Genomic DNA, 20,715 nt, shown 5'->3' with positions numbered 1-20,715 from the left:
TTGGACGATTCTGTCAAGCGTTTGGCGCTATCCCGCGACGGACCCGGATGACGCTTCGATCGGTGCGGGGCGTGTGGCGGTCACATATTGGGCAGCGATCATCACCAGCGCGAGCCCTGCGGTGACAACGCTATCGAGCGCCAGCATCCCCCATTTCAGCGCCGTGCTTTCGACGAAGATCGCGCCGATCCCCAGCGCATAATGCAGCACCATCAGTGGAAGTATCGCAATCAGCGGGAAAAGGATCGCGAACAGCGCGTCTGGCGCCATCACGCGGATCGACTGCAGCGGACTGATGAAGCTACCCAGCGGCGCAGCGACGACAAAGCGCACGATCAGCGGCATGAAGATCAGGCCAAAGACAAAGAAGCCGATACTCATCGGTCCTTCGGTCCAGACATAGAGCCCGAGCCAGGCGAGCAGCGCCTGCAGCGCAATGACCAGGGCGAACAGCGTCACTGCGCGCTTGTCGAGCCGCGACGCGAAGGCGCGATCGCCTTGCGTATGCAGCCAGCGAATGAGGAAATAGGCAGGCAGGCCCAACGCGACCGTCTTGAAAAATCCGGCGATCATCCGGTCCGGGTCGCCTTCAAGCGCCTGCGCCACTTCGGGACCAGCATACATGCCGCTGCGCATTTCGACGACGTGCTGGATGAACTCGGCCACCAGTGGGATCGCCGCGACGAGCGGCAGCGCCGCCGCAAAGGCGAGACTTCGCGTATGAACGGTACCGAATGCGGATAGGAAAGTGGTCATCGTGTCGGTCCCCCCGGTTTCGGAATAGATTATCGGCTCGCCCGACCGCATGGCAATAATGGCGGCGGCGCGGCCGCGCCATCAGATTGTCCCATCCTGATACACCTGGGCAGAAAGAAAAGTGCCCGCAATTCGGCGACAACCCGATTGCGCTGGTTGGCGGCATGCAAGCCGTTGACTATGAGGGGAAAGATAGGTGGTTCCCCTTATCGAGTTTCGATATGACAACGCTGCCAATTATCGTCAATCGACCATACCGAATTCGGTGGGGTCGGTTGGGTCATGCCATTCGCCGGGTGCTGGCGGTCATTGGTGGAGGAGGTTTCGACCCTGCGGGTCGGATCGGCCACCGCGTCCTTGGATCGAAGGAGGAACTGTATGTATCGCCTGGCGCCCCTGGTGGCGGCCTTTGGTCTGGCGGCCTGTTCCGGGTCCGCCGCCGATGCGCCCGTCCCTACCGAAGTGCGGATCGGGGGGCTGACCGCAGGGGATCGCGAGGCGCTGCATTCGCTCGACCGGGCCTATGTCAAAGCTTGGCGCGAGGATGGTACCGAGGCGCAGGCGGAGGCGCTGCTGAAGCTGTTCGCGCCCGATGCGATCGTTTATCCCGGGCGCGGCGGCGGCCCGCTGTCCGGGATAGAGGAATTGCGCGGCTTCTGGTTTCCCGAAGGCGCCCCGCCGACCAGAATCGAATATATCGACCATCGCACGATCGATGTCGAAGGTTCGGTCGCGCTGGCTGCGATCACTGGCTACAGCGAAATCGCCTTCGTCTTCGACGGCACCCGCATCGCACAGCGCGGCCATTACATCATCCACGCCCGCCCCGATGCCGCAGGTCACTGGAGGATCGAGCGGATGATGTGGAGCGCCCGCGCGGAGGGTTGAGCCACACGACAATCCGGCCCGATAGATTCCGCGTTTGACAGGCGCGGGGGCAATTCCTACATGCTGCTCCGACCGCACGCTTCGAGCGAGTCCGATTCATGCGCGGGAATCGGACACAGGATGGAAGCGGCGTTTCCATAATCGCGACGCTCGAGAAGCTGCAGCAGCCACCGCAACCGGTGTGCCATACGCTGCGGCCTTTTCGCGTCCCGACCATGGATCTCACGCGCATGAGAAACAATCACCGGTCTTCCCGCACGGGACCGGCGCACACGAGAAGAGGTACGTACCCCTTATGGCTACCAAGGCGAAAGCTCCCGCGAAGTCCCCCAAGAAGGCACGCGGAGCAAATGCGCAGGGCACGGCGAAACGCCGGATCCGCAAGATCTTCGGCGACATCCACGAAGTCGTCGATATGCCTAACCTGATCGAGGTGCAGCGCGAGAGCTACGAACAGTTCCTGCGCTCGAACAAGGAGATCGATTACGTCTCCGGCCTCGAGAAGACGCTGCGCTCGGTGTTCCCGATCCGCGACTTCGCCGGTACCGCCGAACTCGACTTCGTCCACTACGAACTCGAAGCGCCGAAATACGACATTGTCGAATGCCGCCAGCGTGGGATCACCTATGCCGCGCCGATGAAGGTCACGTTGCGCCTGATCGTGTTCGAGGTCGACCAGGAAACCGAGACCCGCTCGGTCCTCGATATCAAGGAGCAGGATGTCTACATGGGCGATATGCCGCTCATGACCGGCAATGGCACCTTCGTGATCAACGGTACCGAGCGCGTGATCGTGTCGCAGATGCACCGTTCGCCGGGTGTGCTGTTCGACCACGACCGCGGCAAGACGCATTCCTCGGGCAAGTTGCTGTTCGCCGCCCGCATCATTCCCTATCGCGGTTCGTGGCTCGATTTCGAATTCGACGCCAAGGACATCGTCAACGTCCGGATCGACCGCAAGCGCAAGCTGCCGGTCACCGCGCTGCTGTATGCGCTTGGCCTCGATAGTGAAGACATCCTCGCGCATTTCTACGAGACCGTCATCTGGAAGCGCGCAACCGGCAAAAAGGGCGAAGGCTGGAATATACCCTTCGTCCCCGAAAACTGGCGTGGCCAGAAGCCGGCCTTCGCGCTGGTCGATGCCAAGACCGGCGAGGAAGTCTTCGCCGCCGGCCAGAAGATCAGCCCGCGTGCCGCCAACAAGGCCGCCAAGGATGGTCTTGAAACGCTGCTGCTGCCGACCGAGGAAATCTTCGGCCGCTATGCCAGCCGCGACATGATCGACGAGAAGACCGGCCGCATCTACATCGAAGCGGGCGAGGAAGTTTCGGCCGAGAACCTCGAAGTGCTCGACGCCGCGGGCGTGGATTCGATGGTCCTGCTCGACGTCGATCACGTCACCACCGGCCCGTGGATCCGCAACACGCTGCAGGTCGACAAGGCCGAGAACCGCGACGAGGGTCTCGAAGCGATCTACAAGGTCATGCGTCCGGGCGAACCGCCGACCAAGGAAACCGCCGAAGCGCTGTTCGAAGGTCTGTTCTTCGATAGCGAGCGCTACGATCTTTCCGCCGTCGGCCGCGTCAAGCTCAACATGCGTCTCGAACTCGACGCCGAAGACACCGTGACCACGCTGCGCAAGGAAGACATCCTCGCCGTGGTCAAGGAACTGGTCGACCTCAAGGACGGCAAGGGCGACGTCGACGACATCGACAATCTCGGCAACCGCCGTGTGCGTTCGGTCGGCGAACTGCTCGAAAACCAGTATCGCGTGGGCCTGCTGCGCATGGAACGCGCGGTCAAGGAACGCATGAGCTCGGTCGATGTCTCGACCGTGATGCCGAACGATCTGATCAACGCGAAGCCTGCCGTGGCTGCCGTGCGCGAGTTCTTCGGTTCCTCGCAGCTCTCGCAGTTCATGGACCAGACCAATCCGCTGTCGGAAGTCACCCACAAGCGCCGCGTCTCGGCGCTTGGCCCCGGCGGTCTTACGCGTGAGCGCGCCGGCTTCGAAGTCCGCGACGTTCACCCGACGCACTATGGCCGTATCTGCCCGATTGAAACGCCCGAAGGCCCGAACATCGGCCTGATCAACTCGCTCTCGACCTTTGCGCGCGTCAACAAGTACGGCTTCATCGAAACGCCGTATCGCAAGGTCCTCGACGGCAAGGTCACCGAAGAGGTGGTCTATCTTTCGGCGATGGAAGAACAGAAGCACACCGTTGCGCAGGCATCGGCCGATCTCAACGACGATGGCTCGTTCGTGGAAGAGCTGGTTTCGGCCCGCCACGATGGCGACAACCTCATGGCACCGCGCGAAACCATCACGCTGATGGACGTGTCGCCCAAGCAGCTCGTCTCGGTTGCTGCATCGCTCATTCCGTTCCTGGAAAACGATGACGCCAACCGCGCACTGATGGGCTCGAACATGCAGCGCCAGGCTGTGCCCTTGGTCAAGGCCGAGGCGCCCTTTGTCGGTACCGGCATGGAAGAAACCGTAGCGCGTGACAGCGGCGCGGCGATCGCTGCGACCCGCGGCGGCATCGTCGACCAGGTCGACGCGACGCGTATCGTCATCCGCGCGATCGGCGATGTCGAAGCCGGCCAGTCTGGCGTCGACATCTACACGCTGCAGAAGTTCCAGCGTTCGAACCAGAACACCTGCATCAACCAGCGTCCGCTGGTGAAGGTGGGCGAGACGGTCGAGCCGGGCGACATCATCGCCGACGGTCCTTCGACCGATCTCGGCGAGCTGGCGCTGGGCCGTAACAGCCTCGTCGCCTTCATGCCCTGGAACGGCTACAACTACGAGGATAGTATCCTCATCTCCGAGCGCATCGTGAAGGACGACGTCTTCACCTCGATCCATATCGAGGAATTCGAAGTCATGGCGCGCGACACCAAGCTCGGGCCCGAAGACATCACCCGCGACATTCCCAATGTCGGCGAGGAAGCGCTGCGCAACCTCGACGAAGCGGGCATCGTCTACATCGGCGCCGAAGTGCACCCGGGCGATATCCTGGCGGGCAAGATCACGCCCAAGGGCGAAAGCCCGATGACGCCGGAAGAAAAGCTCCTCCGCGCCATCTTCGGTGAAAAGGCCAGCGATGTGCGCGACACCTCGCTTCGCCTGCCGCCGGGTGTTGCCGGGACCGTCGTCGAAGTGCGCGTGTTCAACCGTCACGGCATCGAGATCGACGACCGTACCCGCGCGATCCAGAACGAGGAAATCGAACGTCTCCGCAAGGACTCGAACGACGAACGTGCGATCCTCAACCGGGCGACCTACAACCGCCTGCGCGACATGCTCACGGGCCAGACGGCTTCGGCAGCGCCCAAGGGCGTCAAGAAGGGCACCGAGATCAGCGAAGAGCTGCTCGAGGAGATCGACCGGCACGAATGGTTCAAGTTCGCCGTGGCCGACGATGGCCGCCAGGCGCAGCTTGAAGCGGTCAAGTCGCAGTATGACGAGGCGGTCAAGTTCATCGAAGAGAAGTTCGAAGACCGTAAGGAAAAGCTCGAACGCGGCGACGAACTCGCTCCGGGCGTGCTCAAGATGGTCAAGGTCTTCGTCGCGGTGAAGCGCAAGCTGCAGCCGGGCGACAAGATGGCCGGCCGTCACGGGAACAAGGGTGTGATTTCGCGCATCCTGCCGCAGGAAGACATGCCCTTTCTCGAGGACGGGACCCCGGTCGATATCGTGCTCAACCCGCTTGGCGTGCCCTCGCGTATGAACGTCGGTCAGATCTTCGAGACGCACCTCGGCATGGCGGCCCGCAATCTGGGTCACCAGATCGGCGAGCAGCTCGAGGATTGGAAGCGCGCCAATCCGAATGCGTCGGAAGATTACGCCAAGGCCAAGCCGCCCGAAGCGATCATCGACCGTCTGAAGGAAGTCTACGGCGAGCAGTATCACGACGCGATCGACAACCGGTCGACCGCCGAAGTGATCGAGCTGGCGGGCAATCTGACGACGGGTGTCCCGATGGGCACGCCGGTATTCGACGGTGCGCGCGAAGGCGATGTGACGATCGAGCTTGAAAAGGCCGGTCTGCACAGCTCGGGCCAGTCGGTATTGTTCGACGGACGCACGGGTGAAGCCTTCGACCGCAAGGTCACCGTGGGCATCATCTACATGCTCAAGCTGCACCATCTCGTCGACGACAAGATCCACGCCCGTTCGATCGGCCCCTACAGCCTCGTCACCCAGCAGCCGCTGGGCGGTAAGGCGCAATTCGGTGGCCAGCGCTTCGGGGAAATGGAGGTCTGGGCGCTCCAGGCCTACGGCGCCGCCTACACGCTGCAGGAAATCCTCACCGTGAAGTCGGATGACGTGATCGGGCGGACCAAGGTCTACGAAGCGATCGTCAAGGGTGACGATACCTTCGAGGCGGGCATTCCGGAGAGCTTCAACGTGCTCGTCAAGGAAATGCGCAGCCTGGGTCTGAATGTCGAACTCAAGTCGCTCAGCGAAGGCGACGAGGACGACGACGGCCTCGCGATCGCGGCGGAATAAGGGGAGCCTAGCGCTCCCCACCACCGCCCCAAGGAATTCACCCGCTAAGGGAATAAGTCATGAACGAACTGACCAAATTCACCAACCAGCTCGCGAAGCCCGAAACCTTCGACGAGATCCAGATCGGCATCGCCAGCCCCGAGCGCATCCGCTCGTGGTCCTTCGGCGAGATCAAGAAGCCCGAAACGATCAATTACCGCACGTTCAAGCCCGAACGCGACGGCCTGTTCTGCGCGCGCATCTTCGGTCCGGTGAAGGATTACGAATGCCTGTGCGGCAAGTACAAGCGCATGAAGTACAAGGGCGTCGTCTGCGAAAAGTGCGGCGTCGAAGTGACCGTGACCAAGGTCCGCCGCGAACGCATGGGCCATATCGAACTGGCCGCGCCGGTCGCGCATATCTGGTTCCTCAAGTCGCTGCCTTCGCGCATCGGCCTGCTGCTCGACATGCAGCTCAAGCAGCTTGAGCGCGTGCTGTATTTCGAAAGCTACATCGTCACCGAACCCGGCCTGACGCCGCTCGAGAAGTTCCAGCTCCTCACCGAGGACGAACTGCTCGAAGCGCAGGACGAATATGGTGAGGACGCCTTCACCGCCGATATCGGTGCCGCCGCGGTCAAGACCATGCTGATGGATCTCGATCTCGAGCAGGAAAAGACCGATCTTCTGGAAGAGCTCGCGACGACCAAGTCGAAGCTCAAGCCGGCCAAGATCATCAAGCGCCTGAAGGTCGTCGAAAGCTTCATCGAAAGCGGCAACCGCCCCGAATGGATGATCCTCGAAGTCGTGCCGGTCATTCCGCCCGAACTGCGCCCGCTGGTGCCGCTCGACGGTGGCCGTTTCGCGACCTCGGATCTCAACGACCTGTATCGCCGGGTGATCAACCGTAACAACCGCCTCAAGCGGCTGATGGAACTGCGCGCGCCGGACATCATCGTCCGCAATGAAAAGCGCATGCTGCAGGAAGCCGTCGACGCATTGTTCGACAACGGCCGCCGTGGCCGCGTGATCACGGGCGCCAACAAGCGTCCGCTGAAGTCGCTGTCCGACATGCTCAAGGGCAAGCAGGGCCGCTTCCGTCAGAACCTTCTGGGTAAGCGCGTCGACTATTCGGGCCGTTCGGTCATCGTGACCGGTCCCGAACTCAAGCTGCACCAGTGCGGCCTGCCCAAGAAGATGGCGCTCGAGCTGTTCAAGCCGTTCATCTACGCCCGTCTCGATGCCAAGGGTCTCTCGATGACCCTCAAGCAGGCGAAGAAGTGGGTCGAGAAGGAGCGCAAGGAAGTCTGGGACATTCTGGATGAAGTCATCCGCGAACACCCCGTGCTTCTCAACCGCGCGCCGACGCTTCACCGTCTCGGCATCCAGGCGTTCGAGCCGGTCCTGATCGAAGGCAAGGCAATCCAGCTGCACCCGCTGGTCTGCGCCGCCTTCAACGCCGACTTCGATGGCGACCAGATGGCCGTCCACGTCCCGCTTTCGCTGGAAGCCCAGCTCGAAGCGCGCGTGCTGATGATGTCGACCAACAACATCCTCTCGCCCGCCAACGGCAAGCCGATCATCGTGCCGTCGCAGGACATGGTCCTGGGTCTCTACTACCTCTCGATGGAGCGGCAGGAGAAGACGCCCGAATTCGTCGAGGACAGCGACGGCAACAAGGTCGAAAAGCTGCAGATGTTCTCGGACATGGCCGAGGTTCACCAGGCGCTCGAGACCAAGCAGGTCTCGCTGCACACCAAGATCCTCGCCCGCGTTCCGCAGGCGGACGAGGCCGGCAAGATCGCGATGTCGCGGTTCGAAACGACTGCCGGCCGCATGCTGATCGGCGAATGTCTGCCCAAGAACCACAAGGTTCCGTTCGACATCGTCAACCGCCTGCTGACCAAGAAGGACATCGCCGACGTCATCGACGAGGTCTATCGTCACACCGGTCAGAAGGACACGGTGCTGTTCGCCGACGCGATCATGTCGCTCGGCTTCCGCCACGCGTTCAAGGCCGGCATCTCCTTCGGCAAGGATGACATGATCATCCCCGAAGAGAAGATCGAAATGGTCGAGACGACCAAGAACATGGTCGCCGATTACGAACAGCAGTATCAGGACGGCCTGATCACCCAGCAGGAAAAGTACAACAAGGTGATCGACGCCTGGAGCCGTTGCGGTGACCAGGTGGCCGATGCCATGATGGAAAAGATCAAGGCCCGCCCGATCGGCAAGGACGGCGTCCAGGCCGAGATCAACTCGATCTACATGATGGCGCACTCCGGTGCCCGTGGTAGCCCGGCGCAGATGAAGCAGCTCGCCGGTATGCGCGGCCTGATGGCCAAGCCGTCGGGCGAGATCATCGAAAACCCGATTATCTCGAACTTCAAGGAAGGCCTCAACGTCCTCGAATACTTCAACTCCACCCACGGCGCCCGTAAGGGTCTCGCGGATACGGCGTTGAAGACGGCGAACTCGGGTTACCTGACCCGCCGCCTCGTCGACGTGTCGCAGGACTGCACCATCGTGGTCGAGGACTGCAAGACCGACAACTCGCTCGACATGCGCGCCATCGTCCAGGGCGGTAGCGTGATCGCGTCGCTCGGCGAGCGTATCCTGGGCCGCACGGTGGCCGAGGATATCGTCAACGCGGCGACCGACGAGGTCATCGCCAAGGCGGGCACGCTGCTCGACGAGCCGATGATCAAGGTCATCGAGGAAGCCGAAGTGCAGGTCGCCAAGATCCGTTCGCCGCTGGTCTGCGAAGCCCAGCAGGGCGTCTGCGCCAAGTGCTACGGTCGTGATCTTGCCCGCGGTACGCCGGTCAACATCGGCGAGGCGGTCGGCGTCATCGCCGCCCAGTCGATCGGTGAACCGGGCACGCAGCTGACCATGCGTACCTTCCATATCGGCGGTGCCGCACAGCTCAACGAGACTTCGCATCTCGAAGCCGTGTCGGACGGCAAGGTCGTCTATCGCGACATGCCCACCATCACCGACAAGAAGGGCCGGATCCTGTCGCTCGCCCGCAATGGCGAACTGGCAGTGATCGACGCCGAGGGCCGCGAACGCGAAATCCACAAGGTGCCCTACGGTACCGTGCTGATGCACAAGGATGGCGGCAAGGTGAAGGAAGGCGATCGTCTGGCCGAATGGGATCCGTTCAGTCTGCCGATCATCACCGAAACTTCGGGCGTGGCGAAATTCCAGGACCTGATCGACGGTACGACCATGGAAGAGCGCGTCGACGATGCCACTGGCATCGCGCAGCGTGTGGTCATCGATACGAAGACGTCGGGCCGCAAGAAGAACGAGGATCTGCGTCCGCGCCTGACCCTGTTCAACGATGCGGGCGACGAGACGGAAGCCGCGCGCTACATGCTGGCGCCGGGCACCGTGCTTTCGGTCGAGGACAACCAGCAGGTCGATGCCGGCGACATCCTCGCCCGTGCATCGCGCGAAGCTGCCAAAACCCGCGACATCACCGGCGGTCTGCCGCGGGTTGCCGAGCTGTTCGAAGCACGCTTGCCGAAGGACAATTCGGTCATTGCCAAGATTTCGGGCAAGATCGAATTCGTTCGGGAATACAAGGCCAAGCGCAAGATCGCGATCGTTCCGGAAGAAGGCGATGCAGTCGAGTACCTGATCCCCAAGACCAAGGTGATCGACGTGCAGGAAGGCGACTTCGTGAAGAAGGGGGACACCCTGATTTCCGGTTCGCCCAACCCGCATGACATCCTCGAAGTCCTGGGCGTCGAGGCGCTGGCTGAATATCTCTGCACCGAAATCCAGGAAGTCTATCGACTCCAGGGCGTGAAGATCAACGACAAGCACATCGAGGTGATTGTTCGCCAGATGCTGCAGAAGGTCGAGATCAAGGACGGCGGCGACACCGTGCTGCTGCCCGGCGAACAGGTCGATCTGGAAGAGCTCAACGAGACCAATGCCAAGCTCGGCCGGAACAAGGAGCCCGCCAAGGGCACCCCGATCCTGCTCGGCATCACCAAGGCCTCGCTGCAGACGCGTTCGTTCATCTCGGCCGCTTCGTTCCAGGAAACCACGCGCGTGCTCACGCAGGCCGCGGTCGAAGGCAAGAAGGACACGCTGGTCGGGCTCAAGGAGAACGTGATCGTGGGCCGTCTCATCCCCGCCGGTACCGGCGCGGGCATGAACCGCATGCGCATCACCGCTACCAGCCGCGATGCTGCGCTGCGTGCCCAGTGGAAGAAGGCACAGGAAGCGATCATCGCTGCCCAGACCGCCGAAGAAGAGCACGCGGCGGAGCTCGCCCAGGGCCCCGAAGCGGCGATCGGCGACGATCCGCTGGCAGTGATGGAAGGCGAAACGCACGGCACCGATGCCGATGCGGGCGAATACCTCAACGAGGACGCCAAGGACGGCGAATAAGCCGCGCCTAAATCGCATAAAGGTATTGGGCCCCGCCGGAGCGATCCGGCGGGGCCTTTTCTTTGGCAAACAGCCTTTGCGCCGCGTTAATTAACTCTGCTTCGCATGTTACTTGACCTTGAGTTGCGGGGGTTGCACGATGTGACCCGCGTGGCCGCATCGGGGGTGTGGGCAACGACCGAGGGGAATTCGTGGCCACAGACGTGCCCGATACCGAACTGCGTGCCGAGCCCGGTCTTGCCGGGGCGGATGCGGTGGGACGTCTGCTGCTGACACGCCGACTGGACGATTTCATGGCCGGGGCGCGGCTGGCGCTGCTGCCTACGATCGGATCGCTCGCCGCGCTGCTGTTCACCTTTTTTGGGCAGGTGCCCTTTGCATTCCTGCTCGGCTGGGCAGGAATGCAGCTCGCGCTGCTGGTGACCTATGTCCTGCTCGAGCGGCAGTTCGATTGTGCGGAGGCTCCGCTGGGGGAACTCCAGCGCCATTGGCGCCGGCTGATCGCGCTGCAATGGGTCGGCTCGTTGATCTGGGCGGCCATCTTTCCCTTTCTCGCCACGGTTGCGACCGGGTTCGACGCCGCCGTGCTGGCGGCCATTGCGATTGCGATCCTGTGCGGGGTCCTGCTGGTCCATCGCACTGCGCCGCAGGCGGCCGTCTTCCATATCGTCGTGATGACGGTGTCGATCACCGCGGCGACATGGATCCAGACCGACGGTGCGGGCTGGCCCGCGCTGACGCTGCTCGCGTTGTTCGTCATCGCGCTGCTTGGTTCGACGCGCGAGCAGGAAAAGCAGATCATCAGCGGGGCCGAGGCAGAGATCAGCCGCCGCGAAGCGGCGGGCACCGTCCGCATGCTGCTGTATGATTACGAGGAGCATTCGTCCGACTGGCTGTGGACCGTCGATGCCGGCGGCAATTTGCGCGACGTCCCCGCGCGGTTCGCGGCGGCAGCAGGCAAGACGGAAGACGCGCTCGAAGTCACGCCGCTGATCGCCATGTTCTCCCCGGGGGACGACCGCGACCGTCTCGCGCGCCATCTGATGGAGCGCAGCCGGTTTCGCGATCTCGTGCTCAAGCTCCGGGTCGACGGGGCGGTGCGATACTGGAAGCTGTCGGCGCGCCCGCGCAGCGATGGCCGGATGAGCGGGGTCGCGCGCGACGTCACGAACGACCGGCTGATCGAGGACCGCGTCGCCTTTATGGCGCATTACGACAACCTCACCGGCCTCGCCAATCGCTACCTCTTCAACGAACGGCTGCGTGCCGCGCTGGCGCAGCACGACCGCGTGCGCAACGTCGTGCTGTTCTATCTCGACCTCGACGATTTCAAGGCGGTCAACGACACCCGCGGCCATCTGGTCGGGGACCGGCTACTGCGCGAAGTCGGAACCCGGCTCGAACAGGAGGTACGCGGACAGGATCTCGTCGCTCGGCTGGGCGGGGACGAATTCGCCGTATTGCTCGAAACGCGCGCGGGCGCGGGTATGCTGATCGAACGCGCGCATCGCTTCCTCTCGGTGATCCGCGACCCCTTCGAGCTCGATGGGCAAGTCTATCGCATCTCGGGCAGCATCGGCATCGCCAAGGGCGCCGATGGCGACAGCGATGCGGAAGAACTGATGCGGCGCGCGGATATCGCGCTCTTCGCGGCCAAGGCCAAGGGCCGCGATACGCTGGCGCTTTACGACGAGGAGCTCGACCGGGTGGCGCGCGAGCGGCGCGATATCGAAACCGATCTGCGCGAAGTGCTCGCCCGCAATCAGCTCCATCTCCATTACCAGCCGGTGATCGATCTCGATTCGGGCGAGGTCGCGGGCTACGAGGCGCTGCTGCGCTGGTACCATCCCAAGCGCGGAATCGTGAAACCGGACGATTTCCTCGACGTGGCCGAGGAAACCGGGATGATCGTGCCCATCGGCGAATGGGTCATCCGGCAGGCGCTGGCCGAAACCGGGCAGTGGGAAGGCAATTTCCGTATCGCGATAAACCTGTCGCCGACGCAGGTGCGCAGCCCCCATCTTGCCGATGTGGTCGCGCAGGCAATCCATGCCCACGGGATCGCGCCCCACCGGGTCGAATTCGAGATCACCGAGCATGTGCTGATGCAGAACAGCGATCTGTGCGAAGGCAATCTGGCAAAGCTGCGCGAGCTCGGCACCAAGGTCGCGCTCGACGATTTCGGGATCGGCTATTCCTCGCTCAGCTATCTGCGCCGCTTCCCCTTCGACCGGATCAAGATCGACAAGGATTTCGTCGAGGGGATCGAAGCCTCTGCGGACAATCAGGCAATCGTCTCCAGCATTACGCGGCTGGCCGATGCGCTGGGCATGGCCGCGACCGCCGAAGGCGTCGAAACGCGTGCGCAGCTCGACCTGCTGCGCAAGCTCGGCTGCCAGGAAGCGCAGGGCTATCTGATCTGCCAGCCGGTCGCGGGCGAAAACTTCGCCACCCCCGCGGCGGTCCAGGCGGCGATGCAGGGCGACGCCAGCGGCATCCTCGATTACCGCAAGGCGCGCGAGGCGGCGCTCAGGCGGCGCTCGTCGCGGGCCAGCTGACCTCTCGCCAAGCGCGCGCCCCTCGGCTATCGGCGCGCGCATGACCCATGTCACCCGCTTCGCCCCGTCGCCCACCGGGCGGCTCCATGTCGGCAATATCCGCACTGCGCTGCACAACTGGATGCTCGCCAAGCAGACCGGTGGACGCTTCCTGCTGCGTATCGACGATACCGATGCCGAGCGCAGCCGCGAGGACTATGTGGAGGCGATCCGCACCGACCTCGAATGGCTGGGCTTGACCCCCGATGGCGAGGCCCGCCAGTCGCAGCGGCTTGCGCTTTACGAGCGCGCCTTTGCGGCATTGCGCGAGGCGGGCCGCGTCTATCCCTGTTACGAGACGCAGCAGGAGCTCGAACTCAAGCGCAAGATTCGTCTTGGGCGGGGGTTGCCGCCGATCTACGATCGCGGGGCTCTGGAACTGGGCGAAGCCGAGCGCGCCGCCAAGGAAGCCGAGGGCATCGCCCCGCACTGGCGTTTCCAGCTCGATCACACCGCGCCGATCACCTGGGACGATGGCGTGCGCGGACCGCAGAAATTCGATCCCGCGCAATTGTCCGACCCGGTTATCCGCCGGGCCGACGGCAGTTGGCTCTACATGCTGCCCAGTGCAGTCGACGATCTCGACATGGGTATCACGCAGGTGCTGCGCGGCGAGGATCATGTCAGCAATACCGCGGTGCAGATCCAGATGTTCACCGCGCTGATCGCGGCACAGGATGGTGCAGGGCAGATGCCGCAATTCGCGCATGAGGCGCTGCTGGTCGGGGCGGAGGGCAAGCTCTCCAAACGGCTCGGCTCGCTCGGCTGCGATGCGTTTCGCAAGCGCGGGTTCGAACCGCAGGCGATCGTCGCGCTGCTGGCGCGGCTGGGCACTTCGCTGCCGGTCGAGCCGATCGCGGATCGCGCAGTGCTGCTGGCAAGCTTCGACCTTGCCACCTTCGGCCGCGCTCCCGCCCGGTTCGACGATGCCGAGCTCGAACGGATCAACGCCGCCCTTGTCCACCAGATGGACTATGCCGCGGTCGCCCAGCGCTTGCCCGAAGGTATGGACGAAGCCGGGTGGCACGCGATCCGGCCCAATCTGGCATATGTTTCCGAGGCCGCAGAATGGTGGCAGCTCGTGACCGGTCCGATCGATACCCGTCCGTTCTCGGAAGAAGACCGCGCCTATCTGGCCGAGGCTGCGCGGAGCCTTGCATGGGGAGACGATCCCTGGCGCGCACTCACTGCCACGCTGAAGGAAGCCACCGGCCGCAAGGGCAAGCCGCTGTTCCTCCCGCTGCGTCAGGCCTTGACGGGGATGGACCATGGGCCCGACATGGGGGAATTGCTGCCGCTGATCGGAGAGACGCGCGCACGCGAGCGGCTGGAGCAAGCCGCGCAGGGGTAGGGGAAACGCGATCATGGCCGTAACTTTGGCATCCGAACTGACATTGCCGTGCGGCGCCGTGCTGCCCAATCGGCTGGCGAAGGCGGCGATGACCGAAGGGCTGGCCACCCCCGACGGGCGCCCCACGCCCGAACTCGAGCGGCTGTACGGCCTGTGGGCCGATGGCGGGTCGGGCATGCTTCTGTCGGGCAATATCATCGTCGATGCGGACCATCTCGAACGGCCCGGCAATGTGGTGATCGACCGCGAACCCGATGCCGACATGCAGGCGCGGCTGGCCCGCTGGGCAACTGCGGCGACGCGGCAGGGCAACCATTTCTGGGCGCAGATCAGCCATGGCGGGCGCCAGACGCAGAAAGTGGTCAATGCGCATCCCAAGTCTTCCTCCGATGTCGCGGTGGCGCTGCCCGGCGGGCAATTCGGCAAGCCGACGCCGCTGACCAAGACGGAAATCGCCGATCTGGTCGAGCGCTGGGCGCTGGCCGCGCGTGCGTGCAAGGATGCGGACTTTACCGGCGTGCAGGTGCACGGTGCGCATGGCTATCTCGTCTCGCAATTCCTCTCCCCGCGGGTGAACCGGCGGACCGACGAATATGGCGGCAGCCTGGAGAACCGCGCGCGGTTCCTCCTCGAGATCGTCGCCGCAGTGCGCGCGGCAGTGGGGCCGGGCTTCCCCGTCTCGGTCAAGCTCAACAGCGCCGATTTCCAGAAGGGCGGGTTCGATTTCACCGACAGCCTGCAAGTGGTCCAGTGGCTCGAGGCCGCATCGGTCGACCTGATCGAGATTTCGGGCGGCACCTACGAACAGCCCAAACTGCTGGGTGTCGCCGGGCAGGAAGCCGAAGAGGCGCCGCAGGTCGCGCCCTCAACCGCTGCGCGCGAAGCCTATTTCGTCGATTTTGCCAAGGCGATGCAGGCCGAGGTTTCGGTCCCGCTGATGGTCACCGGGGGCTTCCGCACCCGCGCCGCGATGGAACAGGCGCTCGGCAGCGGGGCGGCGGATGTGATCGGGCTGGGCCGCCCGCTCTGCGTCGACACCGATGCGCCCGCGCAGCTGCTGAAGGGTGCCGACGAACTGGCGCGCTACGAAGACAGCCTTGAGCTTCTGCCCGGGTGGCTTGGCTTCCTCAAGCGGTTCGGCGTGGTGAAGGCGATCAGCGGTTTCGCGGGGATCTACTGGTTCTACCAGCAGCTCTGGCTGCTCGGCCACGAAGGCCGCACCGACCGCGGCTTTCCCGTGTTCAAGGCGTTCCGGCTGGTCGATGCGCGCAGCAAGCGCATCATGAAGGAACGGGCCGCGCTCTTGTAGCGGGCAGGCGCTACGCCTAACTCTCCGCCATCATGCTTGCTGCACTCTACCGATGGCCCTTGCGCGCGTGCGTCGCGCTGTTGCTGGCGGTCCTGTGTGCGCAGGCCTTGCCGCATCAGCCGATATCCCTCGACCGCGGTCGCGGCCCGGTGTTCAGTGCTGCAACTGCAGAGGTTACGCTCCCGCCGCGTGAAGGGGAGGCGGGGCTGGTCTGCACCGTCGCAGCCCCCTGTCCGAAAACCTATGCGGCCCTTGCACGGACACGTCCCCCGCTCGCGCTCGATGCAGGGCCGATCTCACTCCAGCGCTGGGCGGCACATCGTGTTCGCGGCCCACCGCGGCGGCCACCGCCCCAGTCGATCGCCGACGCTCGCGGACCCCCGCACCTGATCTGAACCGCCACGCGCCCGCGACCGGCGCGTCTTTCCGTTTCAGACAGGATATATACCATGACACGTTCCACCGACGGCGCCACCGCCGTCCACGATCGCTTCGACCAGATCGAGGCACTGCTGCTGCGTTATCCCGAGATCGCCGAAACCGAACTGGCCGATCTCAAACGCTGGTTCACCAAGGAAGCTTCGGCCTTCGAAGTCGCCAGCCTGTCGAGCAAGGATGAGCTACGCCAGCAATACCGCGCTTTCCGGTCCGAGCATATCGACCGACTGGGCGCGGTCGAACTGGCTGCGATCATCCTCGGCAGCATCTTGTCGCTGGGGGTGATCGCCTTTCTCGCGCTCGGCGGTTGAGCCGATGCGGCTGGTGGGGGCAGAACGCGCCTGCCAGCCGCGGTTAGTCGTCGTGCTTGTCCAGTTCGTCGCCGCTGATGGTGACGACATGGAGCAGGTTGGTCGATCCCGGCGTGCCGAAGGGGACCCCGGCAAGCGCGATCAGCTTGCTGCCCGCCTCGGCAAAGCCATGACGCAGCGCCATGCGCTTGCCCTTGGCGATCATCTCTTCGAAGCTGCCGATATCCTTGGTCGCCACCGCATGCGCGCCCCACAGCAGGCCCAGCCGGCGCGCGGTCCTCATGCTGGGCGTCAACACCAGCATGGGCACGCTGGGGCGTTCGCGCGCCACGCGCCTTGCAGTCGAGCCGGACCCGGTGAAGACCGTGATCGCGCTGACCGGCACCGTGTCGGCCACGGTCATGCAGGCATGTGCGAGCGCATCGGCAGTGGTCGAATCGGGCGGCGTGTCGAGCAGGCGCACGCGTTCGATATAGGCCTCGTCGCGTTCCACCTGGCGCGCGATCTTGTGCATGATCGTCACCGCTTCCTCGGGCCAGTCGCCCGCGGCGGTTTCGGCCGAGAGCATGACGCAATCGGCGCCGTCATAGACCGCATTGGCGACGTCGGAGACCTCGGCGCGGGTCGGGGCGGGGCTTTCGATCATGCTTTCGAGCATCTGCGTCGCCACGATCACCGGCTTGCCCTTGAGACGCGTCTCGTTGACGATCCGCTTCTGCAGCGGCGGGACTTCCTGCGGTTCCAGCTCGACCCCCAGATCGCCGCGCGCAACCATGATCCCGTCCGATGCCTCGATGATCTCGGCCAGGCGGCTTACCGCATTGGGTTTCTCGATCTTGGCGCAGAGCGAGGCCTGCCCGCCCATCAACCGGCGCGCTTCGGCCAGATCCTCGGGGCGCTGGACGAAGCTGAGGCCGATCCAGTCGACCCCCTTTGCCACTGCAAAAGCCAAGTCCTTGCGGTCCTTGTCGGTCAGCGCGGGGATCGGCACTTCGGCATCGGGCACATTGACGCCCTTGCGGTCGGAGATCACCCCGCCGACTTCGGCCGAACAGTGGATTGTGTCCGCATCCGCGCTGATTACCCTGAGACGGATCTTGCCGTCGTTGATCAGCAGCCGCTGCCCTTTTTCGAGCAGGCCGAACAGTTCGGGATGCGGCAGTTCGACGCGGGTTTCGTCGCCCGGCTCGGGATTGCGGTCGAGCGTGAAATGGCCCGAGTGGCGGATCACCGCCTGCCCGTCCTTGAACTTGCCCACGCGCAGCTTGGGACCCTGCAGATCGGCAAGGATCGCGATCGGGCGCCGGAACTGCTTTTCCAGCGCGCGGATCGTCTCGATCGTCTGCGCATGGTCGGCATGTTCGCCATGGCTCATATTGACGCGGAAGGCGTCGACCCCGGCCTTGAACAGGCGGGCGAGCATTTCTGGCGAACGGCTTGCCGGACCGACGGTGGCGAGGATCTTGACCTTGCGGCCGCGCGGATCGAGCTTGGGAGCGGGGTTGGCCATGGACATCGCCTATGGCAGCGGTGTGCGACAAAGCAAGGACCATACGATCATGATAACGAATGCACGCGACCCGCTTGACGATTTGCCCGATGCCGTAGCGGCGGCAGCGTTCCGCCGGCTGGTGCGCCATTTGCGTCATCGCCACGACGCGCAGAACATCGAGATGATGGGGCTGGCGGGCTTCTGCCGCAATTGCCTCGCCGACTGGATCCGCGAGGCGGGGTTCGAAGGCGACAAGCTGGCCGCGCGCGAGCTGATCCACGGCATGCCGCAGGATGAATGGAAGGCCACCCGGCAGACGCCCGCGACCGAAGAGCAATTGGCGCTCATGGAAGCGAGCGTCGCGAAAAATCGCGTGGAGTAACGAGTCGCCGCCTTCACCCGCGCAGGCTGGCTGGCTATCGAGCCGTCAACCGATTCTCATTTTACCGGAGTACACCCGACCATGGCCGAAGCCACCGACGACCGCCTGCGCCTGCTGATCGAGCGTATCGAGCGCCTCGAGGAAGAGAAGAAGGGCATCGCCGACGACATTCGCGACGTTTACGCGGAATCGAAGGCGGTGGGCTACGACACCAAGATCATGCGGCAGATCATCCGCCTGCGGAAGATGAAGCCCGACGAGCGCAGCGAACAGGAAACCATCCTCGACACCTACAAGGCCGCTCTCGGCATGGGTTGATTCCGACGGAGCGTGCCCTACATTCATAATACACCTGGAGGAGAATGAGGACATGCCCAGCCCCTGGAAAGATGCCCGCGGGATCATCGTGACGACCACGCCGACCATCGAAGGGCGGCCGATCCAGGATTATCTCGGCATCGTCACCGGCGAGGTGATCGTGGGCGCCAACCTCTTCCGCGACCTGTTCGCCAATATCCGCGATATCGTCGGCGGGCGTTCGGGCAGTTACGAGCGCATCCTGCGCGACGCGCGCGAACAGGCGATCCAGGAAGTACAGGCCGAATGCGGTGCGCTCGGCGGCAATGCGGTGGTCGGGGTCGATCTCGATTACGAGGTCATCGGTGACACCGGCTCGATGCTGATGGTCAGCGCCAGCGGTACCGCAGTGAAGATCTGAGCTAGCCCGCGCTGCCCGCCAGCAGCACCAGCGAAATGAACGCGCCATTGTGCAATAGGTGCAGCAGCACGCTGGCCCATAGGCCGTAGTGGACGCGCAGATAGCCGAGCATGGTCCCGGTCGCGAATTGCGGCAGGACCAGCGGCAGCGCCATTGCCATGTCCTCGGCAGGGAAATTGAACAGATGGACGCTCGCAAAAGCCAGCGTGCTCAGCCAGAACCATACGGGAAAGAAGCGCGCGAACCAGCCCATGGCGGGCCGCCTGCGCAGCGCGAAGAGGATCGCCAGCGCGGCCAGCGCCCCGGCTCCCCCGACGAGCGCAGCGTAGATCGTCCCGCTACCGCTCAGCGCGATGGCGGCAAATGCGGCGCCCAGCAGGACGATCAGCGCCAGCACATGGCCAGGCCGACCCGACAGCCAGCCGCGAAACGCGATCTCTTCCACCAGTGGAGCGAAGACCACCACCGCGAACACCACCGCCGGACCGATTTCGATCCCCGCTAATGCGGTTTCGGGCATGGTGATACCGGTCGCCATGACCAGCCCGGCAATCCCGAGCAACGCGCCCATCACCGCCAGATCGAGCACGAACAGCCGCCATACGGCACCGAGGCTCGCCAGCCGCGGCATCGGCGCGCGTGCGGGCAAGGTTGGCCGCTTTAGGAAAGCGGCGAATTGCGTCCATTCGCCGCGCATCGAATTCGCGGGCGCAAGGCTTGTCGTTGCGGCGTGCATGAGGCTAAGGCGACCCTCTGATTCCAACCATTTTAGCTACGCAAAGCGAAACCATGGCCGGTCATTCCAAATTCAAGAACATCATGCATCGCAAGGGCGCGCAGGACAAGAAGCGCAGCGCGATGTTTTCCAAGCTCAGCCGCGAAATCACCGTCGCGGCCAAAATGGGCATGCCCGATCCCGACATGAACCCGCGCCTGCGGCTGGCGGTCAATGCCGCCAAAGCGCAGTCGATGCCCAAGGACAATATCCAGCGCGCGATCGACAAGGCCAGCGCGCAGGACGGCGAGAGCTACGAAGAAGTGCGCTACGAAGGCTATGGCCCGGGTGGCAGCGCGATCATCGTCGAAGCGCTGACCGACAACCGCAACCGCACCGCCACCGCCGTACGCACCGCCTTCAGCAAGAACGGCGGCAATCTCGGTACCGAGGGCAGCGTCGCGCATGGCTTCGACCGGCTCGGCTTCATCTTCTATCCCGCCGAGGCGGGTGGCGAGGAAAAGGTCCTCGAAGCGGCGATGGAAGCGGGCGCGGAAGATATCGCCTCGAGCGATGACGGCCACGAGATCTGGACCGCCGCCGAAGACCTCCACCAGGTTGCCGCCGATCTCGAGAAGGCGCTGGGCGAGGCCGAAACGGTCAAGCTGGCGTGGAAGCCCAACCTCACCGTCGACATGGACGAAAAGACCGCGAGCACGCTGCTCAAGCTGATCGACGCGCTCGACGATGATGACGATGTCCAGACCGTGTGGGGCAATTACGACATCTCCGACGAGGTGATGGATAAGCTCGAGGGATGAGCCTTCGCGGGGTGCGCCTCCGGTCCCGGCGGA

At 63.9% G+C, this 20,715-nt stretch carries 14 protein-coding genes; 11 read left to right on the top strand and 3 right to left on the bottom strand.

What is annotated here, in order from left to right:
• Positions 1-27 precede the first annotated feature (27 nt).
• Positions 28-756, bottom strand: a complete 729-nt coding sequence (locus N6L26_RS09790; RefSeq protein WP_263605397.1) for a hypothetical protein — start codon at positions 754-756, stop codon at positions 28-30.
• Positions 757-1,134: 378 nt separating this feature from the next.
• Here N6L26_RS09790 and N6L26_RS09785 point away from each other — a divergent pair, with 378 nt between their 5' ends.
• The 7 genes from N6L26_RS09785 (at position 1,135) to N6L26_RS09755 (ending at position 16,554) form a co-directional block, all read left to right on the top strand.
• Positions 1,135-1,644, top strand: coding sequence for a YybH family protein (locus N6L26_RS09785; protein ID WP_263605396.1), 510 nt, complete (start codon positions 1,135-1,137; stop codon positions 1,642-1,644).
• Positions 1,645-1,939: 295 nt separating this feature from the next.
• Positions 1,940-6,160 (top strand): DNA-directed RNA polymerase subunit beta, encoded by a 4,221-nt coding sequence (rpoB, locus tag N6L26_RS09780; protein WP_263605395.1) that lies wholly within the window; start codon positions 1,940-1,942, stop codon positions 6,158-6,160.
• Positions 6,161-6,219: 59 nt separating this feature from the next.
• Entirely contained in the window at positions 6,220-10,548 is a 4,329-nt protein-coding gene (rpoC, locus tag N6L26_RS09775) for a DNA-directed RNA polymerase subunit beta' (protein WP_263605394.1), read from the top strand.
• Positions 10,549-10,739: 191 nt separating this feature from the next.
• Positions 10,740-13,106: a putative bifunctional diguanylate cyclase/phosphodiesterase gene (locus N6L26_RS09770; protein ID WP_263605393.1), complete on the top strand. Its 2,367-nt coding sequence runs from the start codon at positions 10,740-10,742 to the stop codon at positions 13,104-13,106.
• A gap of 40 nt (positions 13,107-13,146) precedes the next feature.
• Positions 13,147-14,496 (top strand): glutamate--tRNA ligase, encoded by a 1,350-nt coding sequence (gene gltX / locus N6L26_RS09765; RefSeq protein ID WP_263605392.1) that lies wholly within the window; start codon positions 13,147-13,149, stop codon positions 14,494-14,496.
• 13 nt (positions 14,497-14,509) lie between these two features.
• Positions 14,510-15,805: an NADH:flavin oxidoreductase/NADH oxidase family protein gene (locus N6L26_RS09760; RefSeq protein WP_263605391.1), complete on the top strand. Its 1,296-nt coding sequence runs from the start codon at positions 14,510-14,512 to the stop codon at positions 15,803-15,805.
• A gap of 449 nt (positions 15,806-16,254) precedes the next feature.
• Positions 16,255-16,554, top strand: coding sequence for a hypothetical protein (locus N6L26_RS09755; protein WP_263605390.1), 300 nt, complete (start codon positions 16,255-16,257; stop codon positions 16,552-16,554).
• Between the two features lie 43 nt (positions 16,555-16,597).
• Here N6L26_RS09755 and pyk read toward each other — a convergent pair whose 3' ends face one another.
• Entirely contained in the window at positions 16,598-18,064 is a 1,467-nt protein-coding gene (gene pyk, locus N6L26_RS09750; RefSeq protein ID WP_263605389.1) for a pyruvate kinase, read from the bottom strand.
• Between the two features lie 49 nt (positions 18,065-18,113).
• On the opposite strand from pyk, the gene N6L26_RS09745 reads away from it, so the two are divergent.
• The 3 genes from N6L26_RS09745 (at position 18,114) to N6L26_RS09735 (ending at position 19,146) form a co-directional block, all read left to right on the top strand.
• Positions 18,114-18,428 carry a DUF1244 domain-containing protein gene (locus tag N6L26_RS09745; protein ID WP_263607286.1) on the top strand — a complete coding sequence of 105 codons (315 nt, stop codon included), beginning with the start codon at positions 18,114-18,116 and terminating at the stop codon, positions 18,426-18,428.
• A gap of 81 nt (positions 18,429-18,509) precedes the next feature.
• Positions 18,510-18,746: a DUF2312 domain-containing protein gene (locus N6L26_RS09740; RefSeq protein WP_050601763.1), complete on the top strand. Its 237-nt coding sequence runs from the start codon at positions 18,510-18,512 to the stop codon at positions 18,744-18,746.
• A gap of 52 nt (positions 18,747-18,798) precedes the next feature.
• Positions 18,799-19,146, top strand: a complete 348-nt coding sequence (locus N6L26_RS09735; RefSeq protein WP_263605388.1) for a heavy metal-binding domain-containing protein — start codon at positions 18,799-18,801, stop codon at positions 19,144-19,146.
• 1 nt (position 19,147) lies between these two features.
• Here the strand turns inward: N6L26_RS09735 and N6L26_RS09730 are convergent, their stop codons facing one another.
• Positions 19,148-19,795: a type II CAAX prenyl endopeptidase Rce1 family protein gene (locus N6L26_RS09730; RefSeq protein ID WP_263605387.1), complete on the bottom strand. Its 648-nt coding sequence runs from the start codon at positions 19,793-19,795 to the stop codon at positions 19,148-19,150.
• Positions 19,796-19,935: 140 nt separating this feature from the next.
• On the opposite strand from N6L26_RS09730, the gene N6L26_RS09725 reads away from it, so the two are divergent.
• Positions 19,936-20,682, top strand: a complete 747-nt coding sequence (locus tag N6L26_RS09725; RefSeq protein ID WP_263605386.1) for a YebC/PmpR family DNA-binding transcriptional regulator — start codon at positions 19,936-19,938, stop codon at positions 20,680-20,682.
• The last annotated feature ends 33 nt before the right edge of the window (positions 20,683-20,715 follow it).

The sequence above is a fragment of the Qipengyuania sp. SS22 genome (genome assembly GCF_025736935.1).
Classification (GTDB): Bacteria; Pseudomonadota; Alphaproteobacteria; order Sphingomonadales; family Sphingomonadaceae; genus Qipengyuania.
Note: the sequence above shows the minus strand (reverse complement) of the source record. Positions and strands in the feature narration are given on the sequence as shown.

Coding starts and splice junctions, on each gene's coding strand:
- N6L26_RS09725 (WP_263605386.1), top strand. CDS start 19,936: ATGGCCGGTCATTCCAAATTCAAGAACATCATGCATCGCAAGGGCGCG.
- N6L26_RS09745 (WP_263607286.1), top strand. CDS start 18,114: ATGATAACGAATGCACGCGACCCGCTTGACGATTTGCCCGATGCCGTA.
- N6L26_RS09790 (WP_263605397.1), bottom strand. CDS start 756: ATGACCACTTTCCTATCCGCATTCGGTACCGTTCATACGCGAAGTCTC.
- N6L26_RS09760 (WP_263605391.1), top strand. CDS start 14,510: ATGGCCGTAACTTTGGCATCCGAACTGACATTGCCGTGCGGCGCCGTG.
- rpoB (WP_263605395.1), top strand. CDS start 1,940: ATGGCTACCAAGGCGAAAGCTCCCGCGAAGTCCCCCAAGAAGGCACGC.
- gltX (WP_263605392.1), top strand. CDS start 13,147: ATGACCCATGTCACCCGCTTCGCCCCGTCGCCCACCGGGCGGCTCCAT.
- N6L26_RS09735 (WP_263605388.1), top strand. CDS start 18,799: ATGCCCAGCCCCTGGAAAGATGCCCGCGGGATCATCGTGACGACCACG.
- N6L26_RS09740 (WP_050601763.1), top strand. CDS start 18,510: ATGGCCGAAGCCACCGACGACCGCCTGCGCCTGCTGATCGAGCGTATC.
- rpoC (WP_263605394.1), top strand. CDS start 6,220: ATGAACGAACTGACCAAATTCACCAACCAGCTCGCGAAGCCCGAAACC.
- N6L26_RS09755 (WP_263605390.1), top strand. CDS start 16,255: ATGACACGTTCCACCGACGGCGCCACCGCCGTCCACGATCGCTTCGAC.
- N6L26_RS09785 (WP_263605396.1), top strand. CDS start 1,135: ATGTATCGCCTGGCGCCCCTGGTGGCGGCCTTTGGTCTGGCGGCCTGT.
- pyk (WP_263605389.1), bottom strand. CDS start 18,064: ATGGCCAACCCCGCTCCCAAGCTCGATCCGCGCGGCCGCAAGGTCAAG.